The organism is Nostoc sp. 'Peltigera membranacea cyanobiont' 232, from assembly GCF_002245985.1.
Classification (GTDB): domain Bacteria; phylum Cyanobacteriota; class Cyanobacteriia; order Cyanobacteriales; family Nostocaceae; genus Nostoc.
The window spans coordinates 1-25,480 of the sequence record NZ_NOLK01000114.1; the positions used below are offsets into that span (position 1 = coordinate 1).

Below are 25,480 nucleotides of genomic sequence, written 5' to 3' on the forward strand. Positions count from 1 at the left end.
CCCCCTCTCCCTTGTCCCCCTCCCTTCAGCAGTCCCATTGCCTTTAACTTAGCAACGGTATAGCTATTTGTGCCGCCTGCTAACTGCACATATCCCGGTAATTTGGCTGCCAAAACTTTTTGCCCTAATTTCACTGCGGCTATTGTAGTACCATCACCAATATCACCACTCATAGGACGACCGTCGGTTTGCCAAATTAAAGCACTTTTGAGTGGGGCAATCAGGTCATACACTGCTCTTAGATAATCAGTCATCCCCTCGCCATCGGGACAGCTGATAGCTAGAACTTTTAATTGATCGGCCCATGGTGAAATTGCCTGCCACAATCGCTGAAATTCTGCCAACCGCCCTACTTGTGTATGGATTTCTACGGCATCTACTCCTGTTGACATTACTAATGGCGCGATCGCTCCTGGCGTTGTCACATACGAAGCTGTATAAATTATACCATAAGGACAAATTGGGATGCAACGACCGCAGCCATAACACTTTTCGGAAACTACTCCCGAAAAGTCTTGTTTGATACTGTCAAACACGATCGCTTGTGCCGGACAAATCCGTTCACAGGGTCTAAGGCAATCTTTAGGACACTCAGTAGCGTTAAATTCTGCTTTGCGAAAATGGGGGTCTTCTCCATCATTCAGGCTGACCATTAAAAAGGGCGAGTTGCCTTTGTAGTTAAAGCCTCGCTTTTGGGCATCCTTAGCAAGAGTTTTAGCTACTTGTAGCCCAGCTTGCGCTGCTGCAATCACTGCTGGATCAGCTGCAACATCTATGCAGTCAGCGCCCGCCAAAGTATAGGCTAAGGTTAAATTTCTGACTGCCGGTAAATGCTGGAAGCTAGCTCCGCAGATGAGCTTGAACCAGTTACCTTGTTTGAGAGATTGTAAAGGGACGAACAAATCAGTCACACTTCTATTATGCGTTTATGCGACTAAAAATAGTAGTCTGTAATCAATAAAAAGTCCGGATTTCCTGAATTAGGGATTGGCGATTGGAAACTGGGGACTGGGGATTGGATATGTACATAGACCTTTGTGCAGAGAAAATTATAGCTGCCGAACTTCAAACGGCAATTTACTGAGTTTGCTGTAGGCTAACGCTCAGGTTGCTCGATGGGAATTTCGATCGCAAATTCTGCTCCTTGCCCAACAGGAGAAGCACAGGTAATATTTCCTCGGTGTTTTTGGACGATAATCTGATAGCTAATAGATAATCCTAGCCCACTACCTTTGCCCACAGGTTTTGTGGTAAAAAATGGTTCAAATAAACGCGATCGCAACGACTCATCTATACCAGGGCCATTATCTGCGATCGCAATTTTCACCATATTAAAGTCTGTCACCTCTGTGTGAATCCGAATTTGGGGAGTAGGAAGAAGCCACTGCGGTTTTGGGGTTTCTCCAAGTGCAGAAGGCAGTACAGTCTTATCCCAACGCGAAGGAGCATCTTGAAGAGTTGGGGAGACACTAAAAGCGATGGGATCTCCCGAAGTGGAGGAACTACCGTCAATTGGCGTTAGGGAATAAGGATTAGAATCTTGATTTCCCACTCTCTCTTCTATTGCATCTATGGCATTATTCAACAGATGCATGAATACTTGATTTAGTTCACTTGCATAACAAGTGACTAGGGGTAAATTACCATAATCTTTCACTACAATAATTGCCGGACGGTCTGCGGCTTCTCTGAGCCGATGTTGTAACATCACCAAAGTATTTTCGATGTCTTCATGGATATCTACCCGTTTCATCTCTGCTTCATCATGGCGAGAAAAGTGTTGTAGCGCAAGAACTATTTCCCGAATGCGATCGGAGCCTCTATACATTGCACCTATCAGGTTTTGCAGATCCTGAATCATAAAATTTAGGTCTATATCTTGGGCTATTTGCTGAATTTTGGGTGTAGGTTTGGGATATTCTTGTTGATAGACCTCAATCATATTCACTAGGTCTTGCACATATTGACCCGCATATTCGAGATTACCATAAATAAAACTGATGGGGTTATTAATTTCATGAGCCAGACCAGCCACTAACTGCCCTAGTGCCACCATCTTTTCGTTTTGAATTTGTTGAACTTGAGCGGATTTCAAGTTATCAAGAGCCTCTTGTAATAAAAAGTTTTTTTCTTGCAGTTTAACTTGGAGCAAACGTAAATTAATCTGATTTTCAATTCGCAATACAACCTCTGCCCCATGAAAAGGTTTAGCAATATAATCTACACCACCAACATCAAAGGCTTTTACCTTATCTACAACATCGTCCAAGGCGCTGATAAAAATTACTGGAACTTCGCAAGTTTTCTCGTCAGCTTTTAGCTGTTGACAAACTTGATAGCCATCCATATCTGGCATATTGATATCTAGCAAAATCACATCTGGTAAAACCATTTGACACGCAGTCAGTGCCATTTTACCGTTTAAGGCTTTGCGAACTTCAAAACCTTGTGCAGTCAACATTGCCGACAAAAGCCGCAAATTATCTGGAGTATCATCGACTACCAAAATATTTTTTTTATGATGGTTAATTTGATTAAAATGCATTATTATCAAAAGCTATGCTTATAATTATTGAGGATAGTAAATGCTTTTTTGAAATTGCCTAAAAATTGTTGATTAATTTCACCATAATAGTTATATTTATAGTCTAACTCCCACGGTGACTGGAGAGGACTAGCGACTATCACAAACTATTGGCCATTTATGAGCTTTGCGAACTTGATGGCCTGCTTCTAGCAGTATATTAGATAGCACGCACAGATTATCTAGCCGATCATCAATAAGGTAATTTTGATCGGATGCTACTTGATAGCTACCATTGAGGTGTTGTGGCAAGCAACTTAAGAACCGATTGTTGTTTTATGGGTTGAGAAAATAGATATCCTTGAGCAAAATTACAGTTTAGACTTCTCAATTGAGCTAGCTGTTCTTGTGTTTCGACACCTTCAGCGATCGCATTCATACCCATTGAGTTGGCAATACCAATCATTGCTGGTACTAACCCCATATTTTCTTGATTATCCTGCATCCGTTTGACGAAAGATTTGTCAATCTTGAGTGCATTAAAAGGAAAACTGTGGAGGTAACTTAAAGAGGAATATCCTGTACCAAAATCATCCATAATCAGCTTAATTTTTCGATGTTTTAATTGTTGAAGAATTATTTTAATTGCATTAGTATTCTCCATAATTACGCTTTCTGTAATTTCTAATTCTAAATATGCAGGATTTACTTTGTTTTCATAAATCATTCGGTCAATCTGTTCTACTAAATTAGGCTGTAAAAATAATCTAGCACTCAAATTGACACTCATAGTTAGAGGTTCTGGTGTGACTGGATGATGTTGCCAAATGCTGAGTTGATGACAAGCTGACTGTAATACCCAACTATTAATTGCATTAATTAAACCTGTTTCTTCTGCCACCGGAATAAACTCTATGGGAGAAACCAGACCGCGAGTCGGATGTTGCCACCGCACCAAGGCTTCAAATCCAGAAATTCTCCCTGTATTCAGAGAAACAATTGGCTGATAATAAACGAGAAATTCTTGCCTTTCCACAGCCCTTCGCAGGTCATTTTCTAACTCTAAAAGCTGAATTGCTTCCCGATGCATCGCTGGATTAAAAACGTGATATTTGCCTCTTCCTTGAGCCTTGGCTCGATACATTGCCGTATCAGCATCTCGCAGTAAATACTCTGGGCGATCGTAATCTTTATTACCCCAACTAATACCAATACTGGCATTCATGAATACTTCATATCTTGACAGGTTAAAAGCAAGTGATAGCTGTTGCAGAATCTGTTCGGCAACTTGGATTGCTATATTAATATCTGTGATATTTTCTAGGAGGATTCCAAATTCGTCACCGCCTAATCTTGCTATAGTATCTATAGGGATCAGACATGCTTGTAGGCGACGAGCAATAGCTATCAGCAATTCATCCCCTACCAAATGACCAAGAGAATCATTGATAACTTTGAAGCGATCGCAGTCTAAAAATAGTAGCGCAAACTGATAACTAGATTCTTGCTTGGCACGATTTAGAGCATTTTCTAGTCGCCTGATAAACAAAACTCGGTTTGGTAATCCAGTCAGGGAATCATGCAGCGCTATATCTAGAAGTTGACTTTGCAATTTCTGCCGAGAATTGATTTCTTGTTGGAGTTTTTGGAGAGCTTTTTCTAACTCCCCTGTTCGCTCTTTTACGCGATGTTCCAATTCGACATTTAGTTTTAATATTTCTAATCGCGCCGATCTCAATGCCAGTTGATTTTGCACGCGCACTAAAACTTCTTGAAACTCAAAAGGTTTGGTGATATAGTCTACACCACCCACCTTAAAGGCTTTAACTTTGTCAAAAACATCATCTAAAGCACTAATAAAAATCACCGGGATATCGGCTGTTAGCTCCCAAGCTTTAAAGGTCTGACAAATTTCATAGCCATCTACTTCTGGCATCATAATATCGAGTAAAATCAAATCCGGTAATACTGTTTGAGTTGCGGTCAGCGCCATTTGCCAGTTCAAGGCTTTACGAACGTTATACCCTTCCCTTGTCAATATTGAGGACAAAACCCGGAGGTTGTCCGCCATATCGTCAACAATCAAAATATCTTTTTTATCAGGGTCTAAATGCTCGTAATTCATTCTACGTTTGTTTTAGTCAATTCCATGATTTTTTCAAACTGGTAGTTATTTGCTAAATCCCTAAGAACTTGGAAAACCTGAACATTGTCTGGTGGAATTTGCTTGATTAACTCTAAAATTAGTTCATCGCTACAGCTGGCTGCGGCATAGTGGATCTTTTGTAGCCATTCAGGTGACATTTGTGATAGATGGCTGAGGAGTTCAGCAACACTGACAAATCTCTGTGTAGCTCTATCGACGGCTGCTGTGTTTGTTTTTTCTATTTTGTTGGTATACTTTACACCCAAATGTTGACTCAGTTTTTCCAATAATACTTCCTGTGTGAATGGCTTGCGAATAAAATCGTCGCAGCCAATGGATAAAATTTTTTGGCGCTCTTCCTCAAAGGCGCTAGCAGTTAGAGCAATAATTATCGTGTGTTTATTGTAACAACCTTGTTCTATCTCAGAGATGTTGGAAGGAGGAGCTAGGGCTGTTGGCAATCGTAAAGTGGATGGATCGGAAGGATCGTTTCCGATCGCACCTATTGCTTCTTTGTAGGAGTACAACTTAGGAAACCTCCGCAACGTATTAGCTTCCCTATGCCCTATTTCTCTAGCCTTGATCGTTCTTGTGGCTTCATAACCGTCCATGACAGGCATTCGCATATCCATAAAAATCAAGTGTGGCTGCCAAGATTCCCAATTAGCGATCGCTTCAGCACCATCTGTAGCTTCTCTGACTTCAAAGCCTAGAGATGTGAGAATTTTAACTAATAAAAGACGGCTTTCTTGAGAATCGTCAACGACTAAGATCCGGTATGTTCTTTCAGTCGGTGCCAAAGTGAGAATCTGATATTTAATTTGGTTTGTCGGGATTTCTCTGGGGCAAGTTAAAGCAATCTGAATATCAAAAACAAATGTACTACCAATACCAGGCATACTGCTAACAGTAATATCTCCTCCCATCAGTTCCACATATTTACGGCTAATCGCTAAACCTAGTCCCGTCCCTTGCTGGCATTTTCTACCGATTTCAGTTTGCTCAAAAGCCTCAAACAGTAAGTTAATTTCTTGTGAGGTAATACCACAACCAGTATCTTCTACCTCGAAGATTAAGGATTGGGATGAAGAGGCAAAGGGGCGGGGAGTAAGTGATAAGGGGGAGAATGAAGAATTATTATCTCTTTCCTCTTTGTCCTCAGTTCCCCAGTCCCCAGTCCCCAGTCTCACCCGTAATGTTACCCTTCCCCTATCAGTAAATTTGATGGCATTTCCTAAGAGGTTGAGCAAGACTTGACACAGTTTATTTTCGTCTGTTTCTATGTACTGAGGAATGTCTTGGGGATATTCAAATACTAATTCTAAATTTCTAGATGCAGCCCGCAAGTGCAACATCTCTTCTAAGTTCTTTAATAGATGAATTAAGTCAAAGCTACTAAGATTTAATGTAATTCTGCCAGCTTCGATTTTGGACATTTCGAGAATGTCGTTAATTAAGTTAAGTAGATGTTCGCCAGCACGATTAATAATTGCCAAGTTTTCTTGATGTTCGCCAGATAGCGAATAATCTCGGCTCATGACTTGGGTGAAACCAAGAATTGCATTGAGTGGGGTACGCAGTTCGTGGCTCATGTTAGCGAGGAATTCACTTTTAGCGAGGTTGGCGGCGGCGCTTCGTGCTGCTTCACGAATAGCTGCTTGTTGTTCCTGCGCGGCGATTGCTTGCGATTGAATCAGTTCTTCTTGGGTGGTTTGCAGTTGCTCAATAACTTGCTGGAACTCATCAGTCCGTTTTTTTACCTGAGCTTCTAAGGTGCGATTATATTCTGCTAATAACTTTTCTGTGTGTTTGCGTTGGGTGGTGTCAAAAAATGTGGCGATCGCAAAAGCTAGATTCCCCGATTCATCATAGATTGGCTCTCCTAAAACTTCAATGGGAATAATCTTGTCACAATGGTGAATTTCTATATCATCCACCCTGCTGCTTTCCCCAAGTAATGCTCTCGCAATCGGTAGGCGATCCCTGGGGTAGAGTTGATCTGTCCCAGCAAGGTAAATTTGATATACCTGTGACAATTTTTTGGTGTTAACTTGTGCGTAGATGCTTAGTGGCTCGTTATTAGACATCGCTTCTTGACCAAGAATTTGCTGCCCAATGTGATTTATGTAATAAGGTTCACCTTTAGCATCTGCAATAAACACACCAACTGGTATGGCTTCTAAAAATTGAGTTAACTGACTCTGACTCTCACATAGCGCCTCATTTAAGACTTGCATCTGAGCATTTCTTGCTTCCAATACACTAAAGGATGCTTTGAGTTGCTTTGCCATCGTTTCAAATGACTTGGCTAGTTCCCCCAGTTCATCGGAGCGCTTTATTTCTGGTGTTTGCTCCCATTCTCCTTGAGCAATTTTCTTAGCTGATGTGTTTAATTGTAAAATCGGCTTAATTACCCAGCGAGCGGTCAAAATCCCAATTCTTGCAGCTACCAAAAAAGCAACTATGCACAGCAAAATCACGATTCGGGTGTTAGCATTAACTTGCTCCATAAATTCGCCTTCGGGAATCACCGCCACGATTAGCCAATCTAAACCCGGTTCGTCCCTCCAACTTTTTACCTGCACAAAATAGCGCATTCCATCGGCGTTAAAACTTAGCTGTTGCTTTCCCACAACAAATCTCAGATTGCCAAAGCGTTCGATCAAAGACTGGGTTGTAAGTCGAATCAAAGAATTTTGACTGTCTAATGCCGCTCGACGCTTTATTTGGCCATTAATGATAGTATATGGGGGCTCAGTAGAAGAAGCTACTATTAACCCGGAACGTTCTAAAATAAAAGTTTTACCGGGTCTTTCAGTATTTAAGTTGGCTAAAAAATTGCTGATTTGTGACAAGATCAAATCAACACTAATTACCCCAACAAGTTGATGATTTTTATTGTAAACAGGATAGCTAGAAGATATAGATAATATTTCTGGTTTATCTTCCCATTGATAAATTTGACTCCAAACGGGTTTACCTGCGTTGACTGCATCTGTATACCACGCTTCCAGACGAGGATCGTAATTTTTGACTTGCTGAAGCTGGCGGCGATTCCCCTTCAGGTGTGAATTGTAAATATAAAGTTTCCCTATACCATGCTTTTCACTCACTTCGTTAATCAACAGCTTGCCATTATTTAGGCGTTCAATACCGATGAACTCACCTTTGGGATTGGCAAAGCTATTGTAGCCAACATTGAAAACCTGCATTTGTTTCCAAAAGTAGTTTCCGGTGGTTTTAAAGTCCGCAAGGTTGAGCAAACCTAGTTCAATTGCATCTAAGTTGATTTGATTAATTTGCTTCGGAGTTGTTAAATAGCTATCAAGATGTTGTTCAATGCGATCGCAGATTTCATTTTCTAATTGAGTAGCAAGCTGCCTGACCGCTTTGTGTCCGTTTTGATACGAAAGATAGCCCACAAGTCCCACCGCCCCAAAAATTTGTAATATAAAGGGCACAATCAGAACATACCTCAGAGGCATCTTGGCATAAACTTTGCCAACTAAGCGATTAATAGATTTGACAGGCCGAAGTTTGGATAACATTGTTGTTTAATTTTTCCCCAGCATCTACTAGGGGCATTTTTGCCATATCAGCTACATTTAATACCAAAAAAATCTGGTATGTCATCGCTTTGACTATGACATCTCTAAGAAAAATGAGTATAAAAAAGCATTCTGAATTCGGTTCTTATATTTACTAAATAGCTAAGTTCCTCCAACGCCGAATTTTCAAACTTTGCGACACCGATAGCGAGTCTTCAAGCGTCATAGCCCGTCGTAGGCATCGCAGGTTAATTTGCTTAGTTTTGCCGACAATGTATCAGTACATTTGCTCCACTAAACTGAAATTTAACCCATAAGCATCCAGTATGCCATTCTAAAATTCTGGTCGCCATTAGCACCCAATCCCAAGTTAAATTTTGAATTGCTGAGGTCTTGATTTTCCAGTCTCAAAACCCCTGGACTGCTTACAAAAACTTATATTCACCTACAACAATTTTAAAATTTTCATCCAAATACATAGTAAAAACAAAAAAAATGCAAAAAAATTTACTTAGTATTTTTTATTGTAACCAAATATTAATTTACTTATAGAAGTATGTCAACCTCATCGCTGATTTGTAAAATTTTTTCGGCTGACGATGGGGGTAATTGGGTATTAACACTCAATCTGTAAAAGTGATTAAAAGGCGACGAAGCAACCCAATTTGGTAGAGTTGCTTGTCGCTGGGTTGCAAAGATTTTTTGGAAGTTTGGGTAAGCTTCCCCTAAGTAAGAATCGCGGGTTGGGACTATACAACGCTGGCATGGATTAACCCCAAAAAAATCTACATCTCCTACTCGAAAGGAGACTAAATCACCTTGTTCGCTAAATAGCCGATCTTCCCAAAATGCTGGTACACCATCAATCTCGATATTGGCACGCATCCGACGGCGGATTTCATCTACACTTAAACCGGGAAACCAAGAAGCTACTTCTGTCAACGTTGCTGTACTAATTACCGTTGGCCCTGGTGAGCGTGTATCGTCAGGAAAGCCCATCAAAGAGTTTTGTCTTAATGTGACAGCAAACCCAAAATAATCACTTAAAGTTGCTTCTAAGGCTTCCCGGTTATCATCCAGGTGAAAAATTTGTTGTGAGTCGCCGCCTGGAATTTGTAACGAGATAGTTCTATTGAGGAGTGTAAAATGCGCCCTTAGTAAATGGATTTTAGCATGACGTTTGCCATTGACAAACTTACCCTGTTCGTCAAAAATAGCCAACTCGCGGTCATGCTGTAGTGCGCCACTGGCAAGAACTCTAGCTTTTTCAACTTCGATACCATCCAGTGATTTAACTGGATACAGTAAAATCTTAGCTAGGTAAGGCATCATAGCAATTTGAGATTTGAGATTTGGGATTAAAGATTGGTGATTTAGCAGCCCCCAATCTAAAATCTAAAATTCTTTTGTTACTTATCCACCTAATAATATTGTTAATTTATGGATATAGTGGCGATTTATCTATTCCCCCAATGTGATTTAGAGGCCAGAAGCGAACTACAGCCCGTCCAATAATATTTTGGCGGGGGACAACACCCCAACAGCGTCCATCGTAACTATTGTTACGATTATCACCTAGAACCAAGTATGAATCGGTTGGTATAGTCTGGGGTCTTGCCAAAAAAGGTGGCTGTGGCCCTGATTGGCAAACATCAATTACAGTGGTCTGGCCAGAACTGAGATAATTAGTTTCTGGTAGGGGTTTATTATTAATATAGACCTTGCCATCTCTAAGTTGTACTTGTTCTCCAGGTAAGCCAATCACCCGTTTTATAAAAGCATCCTGGTATTGTTCTTTTTGTAACTCTTTTGTAGGTGAAAATACCACAATATCTCCCCTCTGCGGGTCAGCAAATTTATATTTCAATTTATCGACAATGATTTTGTCTGCTTCCCACTGGTTTGGCGTACCATGCAGAGTCGGTTCCATCGATCCAGAAGGAATCCAGCGTGCTTCAGCAACAAAGGTACGAATACCCAGAGCTAGAATAATACTCAATACAATTGTTCTACCTAGTTCTGCGATCCAGGAATTATCGGGTTGTTGACTAGAGTTGTTATCAGGCACTTGATTTTGCATGAAATTACTTAACGGAAGGAAAGATATAGGTAATTAACTCACCTAGTGAGACTTTATCTGTTAATCTTAACGGGAAAATTTTAATTTCCTGATTATGTTCGCATCCTGACTACCAATTTTAGATTGTGGATTTTAGATTTTGGATTGAGGATTGTGACTGGTCTCTGGTAGGCGAAAACAACCTAAAATCCCCAAACCTTATCCCTTGTAGGATAAGGTCAATCCCAAATCCCAAATCCCAAATTGATTGACAGAGTACTTCATAGATTAAAAGTAAACTTTTTTTAACGCGCGGCAAAAAATTTAACACTCAGAGTGCGACTAACTTTAACTTAAAATCATAGTTGTCTGTCTGTAATATATAGCTCCCTGTGTGAACTTTGTTAGCCCTATGTCATCTCCAAAAATTTTACTGATTCGCCGCGCTCGCATAGTCTTACCCAATGGTGAACTGATGATTGGGGATGTGTTGACGCGCGATCGCCAAATAGTCGAAGTTGCGCCAGAAATCTCCCAAACACCACTAGCCACTGAAATTGACGCAGAAGGGTTAACTTTGTTGCCGGGAGTTATCGATCCGCAGGTACATTTTCGGGAACCTGGACTAGAACACAAGGAAGATTTATTCACCGCCAGTTGTGCATGTGCTAAAGGTGGAGTCACAACATTTTTAGAAATGCCCAATACGCGCCCCCTGACAACGACACAGCAGGCTTTAGACGATAAGCTAGACCGGGCCTCACAAAAGTGCTTGGTTAATTATGGCTTTTTTATTGGGGCAACAGCAGAGAATCTCCCAGATTTGCTTTTGGCAAAGCCAACATCGGGAATTAAGATTTTCATGGGGTCGATGCACGGTCAGTTGCTGGTTGATGGCGAAACAGCATTGGAGGCGATATTTGCTAAAGGCGATCGCTTGATTGCCGTTCATGCCGAAGACCAAGCTAGAATCAATCAACGCCGCCAAGAATTTGCCAACATCCACAACCCAGCCGTTCACTCGCAAATTCAAGATAATCAAGCGGCAATGCTTGCAACCCAACTGGCATTAAAACTTTCTCAAAAATATCAACGTCGTCTGCATATTCTCCATTTGTCAACAGCCGAAGAAGCAGATTTGCTGCGTCAGGAGAAACCTAGTTGGGTAACAGCAGAGGTAACACCACAGCATTTGTTGTTGAACACCAGTGCTTATGAAAAGATTGGTACCTTAGCACAGATGAATCCACCTTTGCGATCGCCCCACGATAACGAAGTCCTTTGGCAAGCTTTGCGCGATGGCGTGATTGATTTCATCGCTACAGATCACGCGCCGCACACCTTAGAAGAAAAAGCTCAAGAATACCCCAATAGTCCTTCGGGAATGCCTGGAGTGGAAACTTCCCTAGCATTGATGCTAACTGCGGCGATGGAGGGAAAGTGTACTGTTGCCCAAGTTGTGAACTGGATGTCTAAGAATGTAGCTGTAGCTTATGGTATTCCTAATAAAGGAGCGATCGCACCTGGTTACGATGCCGATTTAGTGCTTGTAGATTTAAACACATACCGTCCAGTCCGGCGCGAGGAGCTTTTAACCAAATGCCGTTGGAGTCCCTTTGAAGGCTGGAACCTTACTGGCTGGGCTACAACAACTATTGTCGGGGGTGAAATAGTTTATGACAAAGGTCAGGTCAATACAGAAGTGCGTGGTCAAGCTTTAACTTTCTTATAGCAAATATTTATTTAAGCTTACGTAGTAGACAAATAATTTTACATCAAAGCCATACTTGAACGGGCAAGATTTTCATCTATCTAGAGTTAAGACTAGACCAATGTGGTTTGGTTAAAGCTAAAAGATGAAAATTTTTGTTTTTCCTCCTTTACCCTTTTAACCAAAGGGTATTGACTTGTCGCTGTATCAGAAATTGCAACTTAAAACCCTGAATTTATTTATAAGTGTTTCAAGTCAAATCTTCAATAACTATAGGACTTACACAATAACTCTCTGAAACTCTTACTCTTATTCCTTTGTTTCCTAACGTGCGGGAAGCCACTCTGTGTCTATGCAATACAGTTCGGTTAGCTTGTTTACCGAGGGAAGATCCCCCAACCCCTCTTAAAAAGGGGCTATAGAAATAATCAAGGAGAATTGCTATGTCATTCAAAATTTTGGCTTTAGACGGTGGCGGTATTCGTGGAGTCATTGCAGCACGAATACTTCAACAGGTAGAAAAAGAAATTAGAAATCAGGGGAAAGGAAATTTTTTACATGAGTACTTTGACCTGATTACTGGCACTTCTACCGGTTCAATATTAGCAGGAGGAATTGCTGTTGGAAAACAGAGTGATGAACTAATTAAACTTTATACAGAGCGGGGTAAAGATATATTTCCAATCGATATAAAAAACCGCTACAAAAACTTACCACCCATCATAAAATCAATTATTGATGTGTTCTCAGCAGCTAAATATTCTCATGATGGAATTACTAGCGTCCTCAAAGACGCGTACAAATCCACAAGAATAAAGGATATTGAAAAACCGATTATTTTAATTCTTGCCTACGATATGCTATATCGAAATACAACCTTTTTTACAAACTGTCATCCAGATTTAGGAGACAGATGGTACGATGACTGTTATTTATGGGAAATATGTACCGCTTCTGCCTCAGCTCCCAGTTTTTTCCCACCATATAAATTAGAACCTATAGATAAAGAAAAATTTGGTGATTGGGAATTTCCACACATTGATGGCGGAGTTTCTGCTAACAACCCTTGTCTTGCAGCTTTGAGTTTAGTGATGAGGATAAGTCAGTCTTCAATATCTTCAACAATCAAGCAAAAATATAAATTGGATAATCTGCGATTGGAAGATATTTCTATCCTCTCTATTGGCACAGGTCAAACTGGTGAACCATATCAATATAAGCAAATAAGCAAATGGAGAGGCTTAGACTGGGTACAAAATCTGACTAATATCTTTATGGAACCTACATCTGAGATTGATAGTACGATTTGCCGACAAATCATGGGTGGATACGATTCTAAACGTTACTTACGCCTTCAGTTTGACTTAAATGAGACATTTAAACCTAAGCCAAAAGAAACTTATAAAGATCCTCGCATTGTATTACCTCCAGAAGATCGAAAAAACCGATTTACAGGCGAAAAAGTTACTGAAGAAATAGATAATGCTAGCGCGGAGATTATTCAGCAGTTAATAGATACTACCTCTGCATTTATCGATCGAGGTCTTACTTACTATACTAGAGACGACTCTGGTTCTCCGATCAAAAAGGCGATCTCTTCTTTTATTAGAGATAACTAGTGCATCCACGTAGGCATATTAACATAAAGTAATTTAGGGCATAACATCTCGTATTTCTACTATGATTCCTGTAAAAATACGAGATGTTTTAGTTGATGGTGTCTCGATCCAAGTGCTAATTACAGATGTTAATCTCAGAATTGTTTGTTAGTTAAATTTATTTTAAATAATTAAAAAGCATAAATTAATTTATTACTTGGTATAGATTATGAACATAACTTGGGAATACTAAGTGTAAGGAAAGTTAAACGACTTATACAGAACTTGACTTTGTTTAATTTTTCTCTACTAGCTTTTGCTACTCACTAATCCCGATTGGATCTCCGAATGACAGTAGGTAACTAATCTGAATCGGGTTGACTAAGTTCTGTCAAACTCTCATTTACCCAACAACAGTTTATTTAAATTTGCTTGATTTACATACCATCTAAATCCTTTTTTAACTGCTGATTACAGCAATAAAGCTAGTAGATGTCAATCTCGAATATCTCAGAGGTACGGAAGAAGTAGTAGTGGTCTGTCTTATTAATTCTGATGGACATACATGTTTATAGTAAGGACTTCAATTATTGACTTTTTAAGCACTTTAGTGCTGATTACAAACCTATCAAAACTTTTGTGATAGACCACTAGAGGAGGTTGAGGGAATCTTCAAGAGACAAAAAGTTCAAAAGAACCATATTTAAACTCAACCTATTTGTATCTTTGTTTTTAGCTTTAACGGAACCCTATTGCAATATATCTGCTGTTGAACAATTATTTCGTTTATTTTTGGTTGAGAGAACAATGTTAGTGACTTACAGTGGTGAACGTGGTAGTGGTAGATAGGACGAGTGTGGAGTTCTCCCTCGACTATTGGCAGAAATTTTTTAGTGTTGCGATCTAAAAAGGTGAAATCTCTCGTATTTGGGTCGGGAGATGAACTTAGATAGCACAATTGAATGGTATGAGTTCGACTTGACGAGTACCCCCATCCCCATAAGTTAAACTCACACTCAGATAACTATCTGGCTTGTAGGGTAATCGTTCCGCCCATTCAACTGCCACAATTCCTGGTACAATCTCAGCACCTTCCCAGTAACTTTCTAAATTCAAAGCTGCAACTTCTTGTGGTTCTAAGCGATATAAATCCAGGTGGTAAAGGGGGAGCCGTCCTTCCGTGTACTCATTAATCAGGGTGAAAGTAGGACTGACAATACATTCAGTAATTCCCAAACCCTTGCCAATACCTTGAACTAGGGTAGTTTTACCAGCGCCTAAATCACCTTCTAGTAAAATTACACTGCCAGGAGTCAGGGATTCTCCGAGAGTAATACCTAAGCGTAGTGTCGCCTCTGTATCTGCTAGAAAAATTTTCATATTTTCATCAATTATATTAGTCATTGGGCATTGAGCATTGGGTATTGAGTATTGGGCATTGGTTATTTACAAATGACTAATGACTAATGACTAATGACTAATAACTACCTACCATGATGACCTCTACCGTACCACCGCAACAATACTTGTGCTAGTTTCTGCGGATTGTGACGGACAACACCCGTTTCATCTTCATACAAAACATTAGCTGGAACAATCCTTCGCCCTAGCTGAATGACAGCTTCTCTATCCAGAAAAACGGGATGGGAATTTTGTTGAGCGTAGCGCATGAGTGATTGCTCTGAGGGGGATTTTTTGTGGATTAGTACAGCATCAAATAGCCGTCTTTGCCCACAAGCAGCATCAATTGATCTAATGTGATCTGCAACAGTATAGCCTTCAGTTTCTCCTGGTTGAGTCATTATATTGCAGATATAAATACGGGGGACAGATGTTTGAGCGATCGCATCGGCAATTTCTGGTACTAATAAATTAGGAATCAGGCTTGTATAAAGGCTACCCGGCCCAATAATAATGTAATCAGCTTCTTTAAGTGCCTTAATCGCTGCTGGTACTGCTGGAGGATTAGCTGGAATGCAACCAATTTTGACAATTTTCCCCCCAGCTTTGGGAATGCTAGACTCCCCGTCAATGCGGCGACCATCAGCTAATTCTGCCCAGAGGCGAACATCACTGAGAGTTGCTGGTAGTACTTGTCCTCGTACCGCTAGCACCTTAGAACTGGCTGCAACTGCTTGTTCTAAATCTCCAGTAATATCACTCATTGCCGTTAAAAACAAATTGCCAAAACTGTGACCCGTTAACCCATCTCCAGCCCGAAAACGGTATTGAAACAATTCTGTTAATAACTTTTCTTCATCTGCTAGTGCAGCCAAACAATTGCGGATATCCCCTGGTGGTAGCACTCCAAATTCTTGACGCAACCGCCCAGAAGATCCACCATCGTCGGCTACAGTGACAATAGCAGTAATATTAGCGCTGTAAGTTTTCAGTCCTCTCAACAACGTAGAAAGTCCCGTACCACCACCAATTACTACTATTTTCGGGCCTCGGTACAATCGATGATGTGCCAGCAATACATCGATGAGTTCTTCTCCACCTTCTGCTCTTAGTACCTTAGTAATTGAGCCAACGGTGCGAGTTTGTCCCCAAAGCACCAACAGCAAGCCACCGAGCAGCACCAAAGGCCCACTAATATAGTTGGGTAAGATGTTGGTGATTACTCCCAAGAAATTCCGAAACAACTCTATCATCCAAAAAATTGGGGTCAGCTTAATCCAGATAGCTAACCCCAAACTCGTCAGCAGTACACCCCCAACACTAATCAACAACCAACGTTTTACCGATAGTCCAGGGGATAACCATTTGAACCACTGGTTAACCCGATAGGAAGTGCGAGAACGCGACTGCTTTTGCAGGGCGTTGAGGGCTTGTCTGAGAAAACCAATTGACATACCTGATTTACAGCAGTGCTACAAACAATAATTAACAGAAAATGTACACCACTTGGTTTAAAACACTAGGCGTGAAACTATTATATTTGTCTATTCCATTAGACTAAGAGCAAGTGGTTAAGATTGCCAGTATTCCCACTTAAACAATAGCGTGGCTTACTAAAAGTGAATTGAATGGAAAAACGAATTTTAGGATTAGATCCAGGACTGGCAACTTTAGGGTTTGGGGTAATTACCTATACACAAATTTCCAACAAGGTGCAAGAAACTACAGTAAATATGCTGGATTTTGGGGTAATTAAAACATCAGCAGATGTAGAAATGGGACAGAGGCTATGTACCTTGTTTGATGATTTACACACCGTCATAGAAGAATTTAAACCAGATTTGGTAGCGATCGAGAAACTATTTTTCTATCGGATGTCAAATACAATCCTGGTTGCTCAGGCAAGGGGCGTACTTATTTTGGTGTTGGGCCAGTGTCGTCTTCCTTACATAGAGTTTACTCCGGCTCAAATTAAACAAGCTTTGACGGGGTATGGCAATGCGGATAAGTCGGAAGTTCAAGAGGCGGTAGCGCGGGAGTTAGATTTAGATGAGATTCCCAAGCCGGATGATGCTGCGGATGCTTTGGCGGTGGCTTTGACGGCTTCGTATCAGCTGTAGATTTGTACGCAAACAATAAACTTCATTTCTAACTGGCACATCAGTACCAATATAAAACTTATGCTTAGTGTGAATATATGATTGTAGCGTAAATAACCATTTTGGAATCTGTCACACTACACCGTAAATTTACCATAATGGTCGATAAAGTTTTAATTAAATATAATACAAATCGAGTTTAGGTAATTTCCGCACAATGAAGAGTTTGCTGATTCCTGTTCAAAATTTGCAATCAAGCGATCGCATCGCGATGTATGCGCTGCTGCAAAATCACTTCCAAGGTATAACCTGGGATGGGTTTCTAGCCGATCTAGAGTGCAAAAACTGGGTTTTGTTGTTGAGAGATGAAACATCCAATGCACTCAAAGGATTTTCAACTTTGATGTTATGCCAAAAGACTTTTTTGGGAGAAAAAATTAGTGTGGTATATTCCGGCGACACTATCGTCGATCCTAGTGCTTGGTCGAGTACAACACTACCACGTAGTTGGATTGCTGCCATCAATTTTCTGCATCAACATTATGCAGAAAATAAACTTTACTGGCTGCTAATTTGCTCTGGTTTTCGCACTTATCGTTTTCTCCCTACTTTTTGGCAAAATTTCTACCCGCGTTATGATGTTACAACACCTGCCAATGTAACAAATCTGATGGCGAGTTTAGCACGCGAATACTATGGTAGTTTATACCAAGAATCAACTGGTATCGTCAATTTTCCGCATCCCCAAATTCTCTGTGAGGCATTAATTGAAATCCCCACAGTAAGACAGACTAACCCCCATATCCAGTTTTTTGAAGAAAAAAATCCCGGCTATCGATTAGGGGATGAATTAGTTTGTTTAACTGAAATTAACTATGACAATCTCACTCGTGCTGGAAAACGAATGTGGGAGTCAGAATCATCGTTACAATTTGTGCAAGATTGTGTCCTCATTTAACTTTTATGGTATCTACAAACCCACAATCAAACTTTAACAATCCGACACAATTTATAGAGGGATGGTACTGGGCATTAGCATCAAAAAAATTAAAAATTGGCAAGGTAAAAGCTATAACGTTACTAGGTAGAAATCTGGCAATTTATCGGGGAGTTAGCGGTCATGTAGTAGCTATAGATGCTTATTGTCCACACATGGGCGCTCATTTAGCAGAAGGTAAGGTAGAAGGTGATGGAATTCGCTGCTTTTTTCATAATTGGAAGTATGACAGTCGCGGAATTTGTGTAGATGTTCCTTCTCTCGTAAAACCGCTACCTGTGTGTATTAAAACTTGGCATACGGCGGAAAAGTACGGCATGATTTGGGTTTGGGTGGGAGAAGAAAAGCCAAATTCGCTGCCTTTTGTACCAGAATTAGAACAGGCAGATTGTGATTATATATTGGGGACTCTATTTGTCAAAAGCTGTCATCCAAATGTCTTACTAATTAATGCGATTGATGCTCACCACTTCAATACAGTACACAATTTGCCTTTAGAGATTGTGTTTGATTCTCAAGACCTCAACCTCAACGCTATTACCTTCAGCAACACTACACGAGGAGGTGATGATTCCTGGTTAATTCGCCTGATTCGTCCTCTATATCACAACGAAGTTACTTATAGTATGTGTTACTGGTATGGCAGTACTGGCACTGTGACGCTAGGGCCGGATTTTCTGCACTTCTACATTATATTTACACTGCGAATGATAGAAGGTGGTAAAACTGAAGGGCAAACAATTCTTGTCACTCCCAAGCGTCCAGGATTTTGGGGATGGCTTTTAAATCGTGGTTTGTTATGGTTAACCCAGCAAGTTGGTAATTACTTTGCCAAAGGAGATACACAGGTATTTCAAACAATTCAGTTTGATTTGAAGACTCCCACCAAAGCAGATCAATCTATTGTGGAATTTATTCAGCACGTTAATCACCAGAAAGCTTTAACCTGGGGAACTTGGGACACTGTTAATTATCCAAATATTCAAACTTTATCAACACCTAATAGTAATTCGCTATAGGATTACTATTTGATTTTTGAACGAAATTAGGTATTGTAGAGTGAGTTAGAACGGAGCTCGTAACGCACTATTATCAAGGGTTTGATGCCGTACTCTCCGTGCTAACACATCCTACGTATATTTTCTCCAAATCAAACCGGATTCCTATATGAAGATGCAGTTAATTATTAAACGAACCGCTAAGTACGCCAAGTACGCCAAGAGAGAGAAGGAGTAATTATTAAGTGTAAATTTACGGAGAATTAGTATGACTATGAATTCACTTTAATTGAACAGAAAAAATGGATTTAAAATATAATATTGTTGATTTTGATCTACCGCATAAGGATTCTGATGACCGTTTGCGACGGATATTAACAGCAGCATTACCCAATCAGAATAATTGTGCTAATTACCCACAATTAAATTATTGGGATGCGGAATTTTTCAACTTACATCAAGTCAAAATTTTGCAAGAATCTAATATTACTGAACAATCTGCTATTTTGGAACTTGCCAACCGCAGTCTGTTAGAAGAATCATATTTTATTGAGAAAGCAGGTGTTGGCTACATGGCAAAAATGGTACTGTTAGCAGAAACAGTTGAAGAACGAATGCTTTATGGACTGTTTACGGCTGATGAAGCTACCCACCTTTACCAAATTAGCCATTTTTTACCACGAATTGAAGTAAATAGCACGAACGAGCCTTTTTTGCGCTTACTATCAGAAGTGGTTGAAAGTGCGGATAAAACAGTTTTATTGTTTGTGCTGCAAGTCGTTTTAGAAGGATGGGGTTTAAGCCATTATCGGCGTTTAGCGAAGGAATGCCGCTATCCAGTTTTAGCAGAACTTTTTTCCAGTTTTTTACAATCTGAATCCCGTCATCACGCTACGGGAACCACCTTGTTTAATCAAATTACTGTTTCAGCATTTAGTCAAACAACAATTCTTGATGTATTGGCACAGTTTTTGTTTATGGTACAGGTGGGGCCACAAAGTCTACTAACAGCAATAGAACAAGTAAAAGGACATCTGACGCGATCGCAAAAAATCCAAATCTTAGAAGAACTAGATACAGAGACTCATAGCGGAACCCGATTACAAATATTGCGATCGCTCATGGGGGGAAAATCAGCCCAGTCTATCCTGCAAAATTTAGAAGAACGCGGAGCCTTTGAACCGCTCCCCGCCCATCAATGTGTGTAATAAATATTAATCTTATCTCTGCGTGAAATAAAAACGGATATGGAAAAAACTATTCATCGCAAATTACAAATTAACCACACCCGCAACAAACAGCAAGATCATACTGCTTTAATGGATGAAGCAGTTACCAATTTTCGCTATGAAGATTGTCAAAACGAGTATTGGAACCCAGAGGAATTTTCTCTGCTATATGGTACACCTTTATGGTCACAGTCCAGCCAACATCAGCGGATAATTTTGAACCAACTTTACTGGGTAGCTTACTACTCACAAATTGTTTCTGCTGAAATTGCAACTATCTTTTTCAATCAAACCAGTGCAGCGGGACTTTACGCCCAAGAAGATTTTCGCTTAATCTGCGATACATTAGATTTGGAATCCGCCCAAGAGCGATCGCACATTAACGCCTTCCGCACAATTGCCAAACAGGTTGAACAAGCGTTATTTGGGGAACTGATCTTTACCTACCCCATGCGCGGCCCCTTTACAGAAACGATGGTTTATGCTGACACCAATGCCCTAAAAACTTGGTGGAAAAAAATTCAACTTCAATACTTTGGGCTGATTTCTGCGAATAATACTTTTTTGGCTTGTCAGTATTTCACTGTCCGAGGAGTGCGGACACTAAACGGCAAGTTAGTACAGCATAAACTCAGCAATTATTATCAAAAACATCCCCATCCTGAAGCTGCTCCAATTCCTGCTAAAGTCTCCTATTATCACTTTATGGATGAAAGTTTTCACTTCAATAGTTCGACAATTATATCTCACGATGTTATCACTTGCCTTAAGCCACCGACTGCTTATGAGCGACTGGTTGCTAATTTAGGATTGCTAGGATGTCAGCGCGATCATTTTCATTTTTCGGCTGCAATTAACGGGATTTTTTGGTACGATCCGGCGCTGTATAGCAAGATTTATCGGGTGTTGCGATCGCGCATTTTTGAGATGAGTGACAAAGATGCTAAAGAAATAATGCGGCGTTGTTTTATGGAGGAGTCGGAAGGATTGCAGCGCAGTTTTTCAACTCATCAGGAGGCGATGAAATCTTATCAGGTGTATGTTGAAAAACTCGATTATCTTTGGCAACATAATCGGGATATGTCACTGATGGCTACTAATTCAATTTGTCGATATTTGGCAACTCAACAAAGGGCTTTTCAAGGTTTTGAATACCAAGAGGATTTGTTTATATCTCACCCAAAGACGCAGAAGAGTGTTGCTTAGGTAAAATTATTGCGTATTATGGCTAACTTCTGTAAGATATCGTTTCCAGGAAGTGATTTTGTTCCTATAACTTTGGAATGTCATCAAAGTTTGTCTGAACATCTCACGATTCAGAATTCACCTGTTTTGTTTGGTTGTCGGACTGGTATTTGTGGCACTTGTTTGGTTGAGGTTATTGGTGATATTCCTCCTCCTCAACCTGATGAACAGGAAATGCTGGAGACTTTAGCAGCTAATTATCCTCATGCGCGGTTAGCTTGTCAGGCTGATGTTATAGGTAATGTTGAAATTCGTAGATTGGAATGGTAACAGGATATCCGGTTAATAGGAAATTACATTTAACGGACTTTTAATAATTAAATTATCCTATCCTATAACGCTTGTCATCGCACCCAGTCCCAGCATTTAGTGGGAAGCCTGACATTTTTACTCCTCTGTTTGAACCAACTCTAACCCGTAACTCCATTGTTTGCCTAGTTTACAATTAGTTATTATAATCTTGAAATCATTTTTTAGTATTTCTCTGAAATTGGGAGTGTCTTGAATTCTAAGCTTCCAGTCCTCTAGCCAAAATTCTTTAGGTAAACGTTTAATAATATCTAACACTTTTTCTGCAATTTCATCACTGTCAAATATATCTAATAAATCCATCTCCCAAAAATATAGTAACCGATCAGTTATGTACTCATTGAAGGCATTAATATTAGCTTTCCTCATAAACTGATTATTTTTTCCAAAAAGTTCCGGGTAATTCCCTTTTACCGCTCTCCAGGTTGCACAAAAAAACTCTATTAAGGAATCTTCATCATTTTCAAGCACTGTAAAACACTTACGTATATATCGCATTGCTTGTTCTATTGCAGTAATTGGCACTAGCTGACTTTCTTCTGTACTTTCTCTGTTATAAGACCATTCTAATAAATTTTGAAATGGGCTTGTTGGAGAATCGCTGAGAAACTTAAGTATCAGTGGTTTATCACCATATTTGACACGCGCTAGTACAAGTCTTTTCTCAAGTTCATCTTCATTAAAATCTGCAACAATAGATTTGACATTTTCAGTTGAAACTCGTACTGCTTTATTATTTACCACAATAAACTGAAAAGCCTGTTCTTGAGGAGTGGCATCTATTAAACTGACAACGGTTATAGGTAAATCCTCTTCGTTGAAATCAGACATACCATACAGACGATGTTGCCCGTCTACAATAAGTGCTGGTTTAAGATATTCCTGCTCATTCTGTTCAAATGAAAATTCAATAATTCCCCAGGTGACTTGATTTTCCCTACAACCATTGAGTATGTCTATATTTTTTTATAAGGAACTATTTGCTTGAATAATACACTCACTAATTTTTTGTACTAGAGGTGTAAAATTTGCTTTATTTGGGTCAAAAGCTATAAGTATACTGTTAGGAATTATATTAATTGAACTAGCCCCCATAAATTTTTTAACTGCATTAACTCTAGCTTGCCTTAGTACACGCTGCGCTCCTTTTTGGACATCTTTTATTCGTCGAATTCCTAGCCAAGATTTCAAATCTTTTGCTTGTGCATTAAAAACAAAAAAACGAGTTGCCTTCTCATCCGTGCGCTGTGATACTAAACTACCAAAATAACACCTGTGTTCTGTCATAACTATTTCGTTTTACTTGTTTTGGAATGTTTTTCACAAAAAATATCTATATTTAAAAAATGCCAGCTATCATTGGGATTTTTGCGTGCAAATTTTAACTTTCCACCAACGGATGATGTTTTTCCACAAATAGAACACTTAAATTCTCTTTTAGCCCATAATGCCAATTCATATTCCCTCTTCATTTCAGTCGAAAAATATTCATCGTTCTCATCACTTACGAGACATATCTTTTCATAATGAAAATCACTAGCATCTATATAATCTGACTTTTTACTATTACAAGTTGAGCAAGCGACTTCAAGATTGAAATCATTACTTGCACCACCCATTGCTCTCGGCCATTTATGCTCTACTTGAACTAAGTTGTGTGATCTTTCTTTCTTTAAATCAAACTCTAGTTCGCTACCACATATATAGCAAGGCTTATTGTCATTTTTGGCTTTCTTTCTTATTTTATCTTTAGTACTGGAAGGAACTTCTTTTTTTCGCTTGTCTAAACACTCAAGAATTAAAACACTAATTCGTCCAATATGCTTCTCAGGGAAGTGCATATCATCCTTAAGAAAGGCTCTCAATTTAGTTATGAACACATCATTTTGTCTATTATCTTTTTCACCCTGCCTTTTTAAAAAATCAGCAGTTAATATAAGCCGTCGTAATAGATAATTTATCGTGCTATTGTAAACTAAATCTATCAATTCTCCATCGGCTTGCACAATATAGTCAATTTTTGAAATAAAGGAATTATCTTTTACATCAGCAGGAAAAAGCTCTTTCAGAACTTCCCTTAACTGTTCTCCTGGGTTAATTTCATTTTCATCCATACTGTTTCGCATAAGCGGAGTTTTTGGGTTTTATAGAAAAATCATATGAACAAATCATCACTATTAATCATAATACTTTGCTTGTTTTGACTCGCTCATTAGCTTCTACATCTAAACTATGTTATTTTACTTTATTATTCATAATTAATCATGCTACTTTTACTACTTGACTACATTGTTTTTCAACATTTCTTAACCACCTCATCAATAAAATAAATGTGCTTACCCCTAAACATCCTTAAGCACCTCTTCCAATGTTCTCTCCCCTCTCCCACCCACCATGCAATTTGCAGATTTCTGGTACATTGTCGCACTCAGCGAACAGTTACAACCTAACAAAGTATTACCACGCACCGTTTTAGGAGAATGGTTAGCGATATTTCGCGGTGAAGATGGACAACCCGTAGCTTTGCGCGATCGCTGTTTACACCGCAATAGCCGTCTATCATCAGGTAAAATCTGTAACGGTGCTTTACAATGTCCCTATCATGGTTGGGTATACGACGGAGTTGGTAATGTCATTGCTGTTCCAAGCGAAGGAGATGATTTCAAACCTTCCCCACAACGTCGAGCCAAGTGTTACGCTACCAAAGAACAGGATGGCTATGTTTATGTGCGGTTAGCCGATACCCCAAGCGTTGATTTTGAACCCTTTTCTATGCCTCACTACGGACAAACCGGATGGGAGACGGTGCGGGTAATTAACCGTTTTGCTAACAATGTTACTAATTGTGCGGAGAACTTTATTGATATTCCCCATACGGCTTTTGTTCATCCTGGTGTTTTCCGTACTTCCCGCCAACAAAAGTTAGAGATGACTGTTGAACGCTGGAATGGTTCGGTTTTGGTGGAGTATCGCAACGAAAACAGTAATTTGGGATGGTACAGCCGTTTTCTGAATTTGCAGAATGCAGAGATTAAACATAGCGATCGCTTTTATATGCCAAACATTACTTCTGTAGAGTATAAGATGGCACATAATCGCCATTTGTTCATTACCAGTCAATCTATTCCAGAAACCGATAATTCAACTCTGGTTTACACCGATGTCACCTATAACTATGGTATTTGGAATAAGTTAGCACGTCCCTTTGTGCGGTGGACTGCTCAACACATTATCCGCCAAGACGTGGAAATTTTGGGTATTCAGGGAGAAGCGATCGCTAAATACGGGACACAATTTTATAATACGCCTGCGGACACAATTCATATCTTTGTAGAGTCAATTATGGCAGCTATATCTCGTGGAGAAGATCCGCGTTTATTGCCAAATCAATCAGTAAAAGTTACATTTTGGGTTTAAGAATAATTCGTAATTAATCAACAAGATTATGTCCTGATGATTAGTTATGATTCCCACAGTCATTGCACCCCACCCCTTAATCCCCTCCCCGCAAGCGGGGAGGGGAGACAAAGCGTAGCTTTGGCGGGGTGGGGTTCTTCGGGGTTTATAAGTAATCAAGCGTATATAATGTCATTCGTAATTAATCAATATTCAATAT

The 25,480-nt window shown here is 39.7% G+C and carries 20 protein-coding genes; 9 read left to right on the forward strand and 11 right to left on the reverse strand.

What is annotated here, in order from left to right:
• The 6 genes from ldpA to lepB all read right to left on the reverse strand — a co-directional run.
• On the reverse strand, window positions 1–911 hold a 911-nt coding region (ldpA, locus tag CDG79_RS28400; RefSeq protein ID WP_143855600.1), incomplete at its 3' end, for a circadian clock protein LdpA.
• Window positions 912–1,096: 185 nt separating this feature from the next.
• Window positions 1,097–2,545 carry a hybrid sensor histidine kinase/response regulator gene (locus tag CDG79_RS28405; protein ID WP_094345115.1) on the reverse strand — a complete coding sequence of 483 codons (1,449 nt, stop codon included), beginning with the start codon at window positions 2,543–2,545 and terminating at the stop codon, window positions 1,097–1,099.
• Between the two features lie 268 nt (window positions 2,546–2,813).
• Window positions 2,814–4,649 carry a two-component system response regulator gene (locus tag CDG79_RS28410; RefSeq protein WP_094345116.1) on the reverse strand — a complete coding sequence of 612 codons (1,836 nt, stop codon included), beginning with the start codon at window positions 4,647–4,649 and terminating at the stop codon, window positions 2,814–2,816.
• Window positions 4,646–8,218: a HAMP domain-containing hybrid sensor histidine kinase/response regulator gene (locus tag CDG79_RS28415; RefSeq protein ID WP_094345117.1), complete on the reverse strand. Its 3,573-nt coding sequence runs from the start codon at window positions 8,216–8,218 to the stop codon at window positions 4,646–4,648. The genes CDG79_RS28410 and CDG79_RS28415 overlap by 4 nt, the downstream gene beginning before the upstream one ends.
• A 546-nt stretch (window positions 8,219–8,764) precedes the next feature.
• Window positions 8,765–9,547 (reverse strand): MOSC domain-containing protein, encoded by a 783-nt coding sequence (locus tag CDG79_RS28420; RefSeq protein ID WP_094345118.1) that lies wholly within the window; start codon window positions 9,545–9,547, stop codon window positions 8,765–8,767.
• A 109-nt stretch (window positions 9,548–9,656) separates the two neighbouring features.
• On the reverse strand, window positions 9,657–10,298 hold the full coding sequence (gene lepB / locus CDG79_RS28425) for a signal peptidase I (protein WP_094345119.1): 642 nt from the start codon (window positions 10,296–10,298) through the stop codon (window positions 9,657–9,659).
• A gap of 391 nt (window positions 10,299–10,689) precedes the next feature.
• On the opposite strand from lepB, the gene CDG79_RS28430 reads away from it, so the two are divergent.
• On the forward strand, window positions 10,690–12,009 hold the full coding sequence (locus tag CDG79_RS28430; protein ID WP_094345120.1) for a dihydroorotase: 1,320 nt from the start codon (window positions 10,690–10,692) through the stop codon (window positions 12,007–12,009).
• Between the two features lie 422 nt (window positions 12,010–12,431).
• The gene (locus CDG79_RS28435) at window positions 12,432–13,607 is read left to right on the forward strand and encodes a patatin-like phospholipase family protein (protein ID WP_094345121.1); all 1,176 of its coding nucleotides are present in this window, start codon (window positions 12,432–12,434) and stop codon (window positions 13,605–13,607) included.
• Between the two features lie 924 nt (window positions 13,608–14,531).
• On the opposite strand, the gene tsaE is transcribed toward CDG79_RS28435, so the two are convergent.
• Both tsaE and CDG79_RS28445 read right to left on the reverse strand, forming a co-directional pair.
• Window positions 14,532–14,966, reverse strand: coding sequence for a tRNA (adenosine(37)-N6)-threonylcarbamoyltransferase complex ATPase subunit type 1 TsaE (gene tsaE / locus CDG79_RS28440; protein WP_094345132.1), 435 nt, complete (start codon window positions 14,964–14,966; stop codon window positions 14,532–14,534).
• 104 nt (window positions 14,967–15,070) lie between these two features.
• Window positions 15,071–16,441: a gluconeogenesis factor YvcK family protein gene (locus CDG79_RS28445; RefSeq protein ID WP_094345122.1), complete on the reverse strand. Its 1,371-nt coding sequence runs from the start codon at window positions 16,439–16,441 to the stop codon at window positions 15,071–15,073.
• A 174-nt stretch (window positions 16,442–16,615) separates the two neighbouring features.
• Here CDG79_RS28445 and ruvC point away from each other — a divergent pair, with 174 nt between their 5' ends.
• The 6 genes from ruvC (at window position 16,616) to CDG79_RS28475 (ending at window position 21,825) form a co-directional block, all read left to right on the forward strand.
• The gene (ruvC, locus tag CDG79_RS28450) at window positions 16,616–17,107 is read left to right on the forward strand and encodes a crossover junction endodeoxyribonuclease RuvC (RefSeq protein WP_094328398.1); all 492 of its coding nucleotides are present in this window, start codon (window positions 16,616–16,618) and stop codon (window positions 17,105–17,107) included.
• A gap of 196 nt (window positions 17,108–17,303) precedes the next feature.
• Entirely contained in the window at window positions 17,304–18,044 is a 741-nt protein-coding gene (locus CDG79_RS28455) for a hypothetical protein (protein ID WP_094345123.1), read from the forward strand.
• 5 nt (window positions 18,045–18,049) lie between these two features.
• Window positions 18,050–19,102: an aromatic ring-hydroxylating dioxygenase subunit alpha gene (locus tag CDG79_RS28460; RefSeq protein ID WP_094345124.1), complete on the forward strand. Its 1,053-nt coding sequence runs from the start codon at window positions 18,050–18,052 to the stop codon at window positions 19,100–19,102.
• Between the two features lie 281 nt (window positions 19,103–19,383).
• On the forward strand, window positions 19,384–20,289 hold the full coding sequence (locus tag CDG79_RS28465) for a hypothetical protein (RefSeq protein WP_094345125.1): 906 nt from the start codon (window positions 19,384–19,386) through the stop codon (window positions 20,287–20,289).
• A 39-nt stretch (window positions 20,290–20,328) separates the two neighbouring features.
• On the forward strand, window positions 20,329–21,516 hold the full coding sequence (locus tag CDG79_RS28470) for a P-aminobenzoate N-oxygenase AurF (RefSeq protein WP_094345126.1): 1,188 nt from the start codon (window positions 20,329–20,331) through the stop codon (window positions 21,514–21,516).
• 18 nt (window positions 21,517–21,534) lie between these two features.
• Window positions 21,535–21,825, forward strand: a complete 291-nt coding sequence (locus CDG79_RS28475) for a 2Fe-2S iron-sulfur cluster-binding protein (protein ID WP_094345127.1) — start codon at window positions 21,535–21,537, stop codon at window positions 21,823–21,825.
• Window positions 21,826–21,942: 117 nt separating this feature from the next.
• Here the strand turns inward: CDG79_RS28475 and CDG79_RS28480 are convergent, their stop codons facing one another.
• Genes CDG79_RS28480 through CDG79_RS28490 form a run of 3 tightly spaced genes read right to left on the reverse strand, consistent with a single transcriptional unit; the run spans window position 21,943 to window position 23,978 of the window.
• Window positions 21,943–22,824 (reverse strand): DGQHR domain-containing protein, encoded by an 882-nt coding sequence (locus CDG79_RS28480; protein WP_094345128.1) that lies wholly within the window; start codon window positions 22,822–22,824, stop codon window positions 21,943–21,945.
• Between the two features lie 6 nt (window positions 22,825–22,830).
• Complete coding sequence (locus CDG79_RS28485) at window positions 22,831–23,151, reverse strand: hypothetical protein (protein ID WP_094345129.1); 321 nt, start codon at window positions 23,149–23,151, stop codon at window positions 22,831–22,833.
• Window positions 23,152–23,153: 2 nt separating this feature from the next.
• Window positions 23,154–23,978, reverse strand: a complete 825-nt coding sequence (locus CDG79_RS28490) for an HNH endonuclease (protein ID WP_189525165.1) — start codon at window positions 23,976–23,978, stop codon at window positions 23,154–23,156.
• 280 nt (window positions 23,979–24,258) lie between these two features.
• On the opposite strand from CDG79_RS28490, the gene CDG79_RS28495 reads away from it, so the two are divergent.
• Window positions 24,259–25,281 (forward strand): aromatic ring-hydroxylating dioxygenase subunit alpha, encoded by a 1,023-nt coding sequence (locus CDG79_RS28495; protein ID WP_094345131.1) that lies wholly within the window; start codon window positions 24,259–24,261, stop codon window positions 25,279–25,281.
• Window positions 25,282–25,480 lie beyond the last annotated feature (199 nt).

Bases quoted from the DNA above. Each gene is read 5' to 3' on its own strand.
- ruvC (WP_094328398.1), top strand. From the start codon at position 16,616: ATGGAAAAACGAATTTTAGGATTAGATCCAGGACTGGCAACTTTAGGG.
- CDG79_RS28495 (WP_094345131.1), top strand. From the start codon at position 24,259: ATGCAATTTGCAGATTTCTGGTACATTGTCGCACTCAGCGAACAGTTA.
- CDG79_RS28405 (WP_094345115.1), bottom strand. From the start codon at position 2,545: ATGCATTTTAATCAAATTAACCATCATAAAAAAAATATTTTGGTAGTC.
- CDG79_RS28445 (WP_094345122.1), bottom strand. From the start codon at position 16,441: ATGTCAATTGGTTTTCTCAGACAAGCCCTCAACGCCCTGCAAAAGCAG.
- CDG79_RS28470 (WP_094345126.1), top strand. From the start codon at position 20,329: ATGGAAAAAACTATTCATCGCAAATTACAAATTAACCACACCCGCAAC.
- CDG79_RS28490 (WP_189525165.1), bottom strand. From the start codon at position 23,978: ATGGATGAAAATGAAATTAACCCAGGAGAACAGTTAAGGGAAGTTCTG.
- CDG79_RS28475 (WP_094345127.1), top strand. From the start codon at position 21,535: ATGGCTAACTTCTGTAAGATATCGTTTCCAGGAAGTGATTTTGTTCCT.
- CDG79_RS28455 (WP_094345123.1), top strand. From the start codon at position 17,304: ATGAAGAGTTTGCTGATTCCTGTTCAAAATTTGCAATCAAGCGATCGC.
- CDG79_RS28410 (WP_094345116.1), bottom strand. From the start codon at position 4,649: ATGAATTACGAGCATTTAGACCCTGATAAAAAAGATATTTTGATTGTT.
- CDG79_RS28415 (WP_094345117.1), bottom strand. From the start codon at position 8,218: ATGTTATCCAAACTTCGGCCTGTCAAATCTATTAATCGCTTAGTTGGC.
- CDG79_RS28485 (WP_094345129.1), bottom strand. From the start codon at position 23,151: ATGACAGAACACAGGTGTTATTTTGGTAGTTTAGTATCACAGCGCACG.
- CDG79_RS28430 (WP_094345120.1), top strand. From the start codon at position 10,690: ATGTCATCTCCAAAAATTTTACTGATTCGCCGCGCTCGCATAGTCTTA.
- CDG79_RS28435 (WP_094345121.1), top strand. From the start codon at position 12,432: ATGTCATTCAAAATTTTGGCTTTAGACGGTGGCGGTATTCGTGGAGTC.
- CDG79_RS28460 (WP_094345124.1), top strand. From the start codon at position 18,050: ATGGTATCTACAAACCCACAATCAAACTTTAACAATCCGACACAATTT.
- CDG79_RS28465 (WP_094345125.1), top strand. From the start codon at position 19,384: ATGGATTTAAAATATAATATTGTTGATTTTGATCTACCGCATAAGGAT.
- lepB (WP_094345119.1), bottom strand. From the start codon at position 10,298: ATGCAAAATCAAGTGCCTGATAACAACTCTAGTCAACAACCCGATAAT.
- CDG79_RS28420 (WP_094345118.1), bottom strand. From the start codon at position 9,547: ATGCCTTACCTAGCTAAGATTTTACTGTATCCAGTTAAATCACTGGAT.
- tsaE (WP_094345132.1), bottom strand. From the start codon at position 14,966: ATGAAAATTTTTCTAGCAGATACAGAGGCGACACTACGCTTAGGTATT.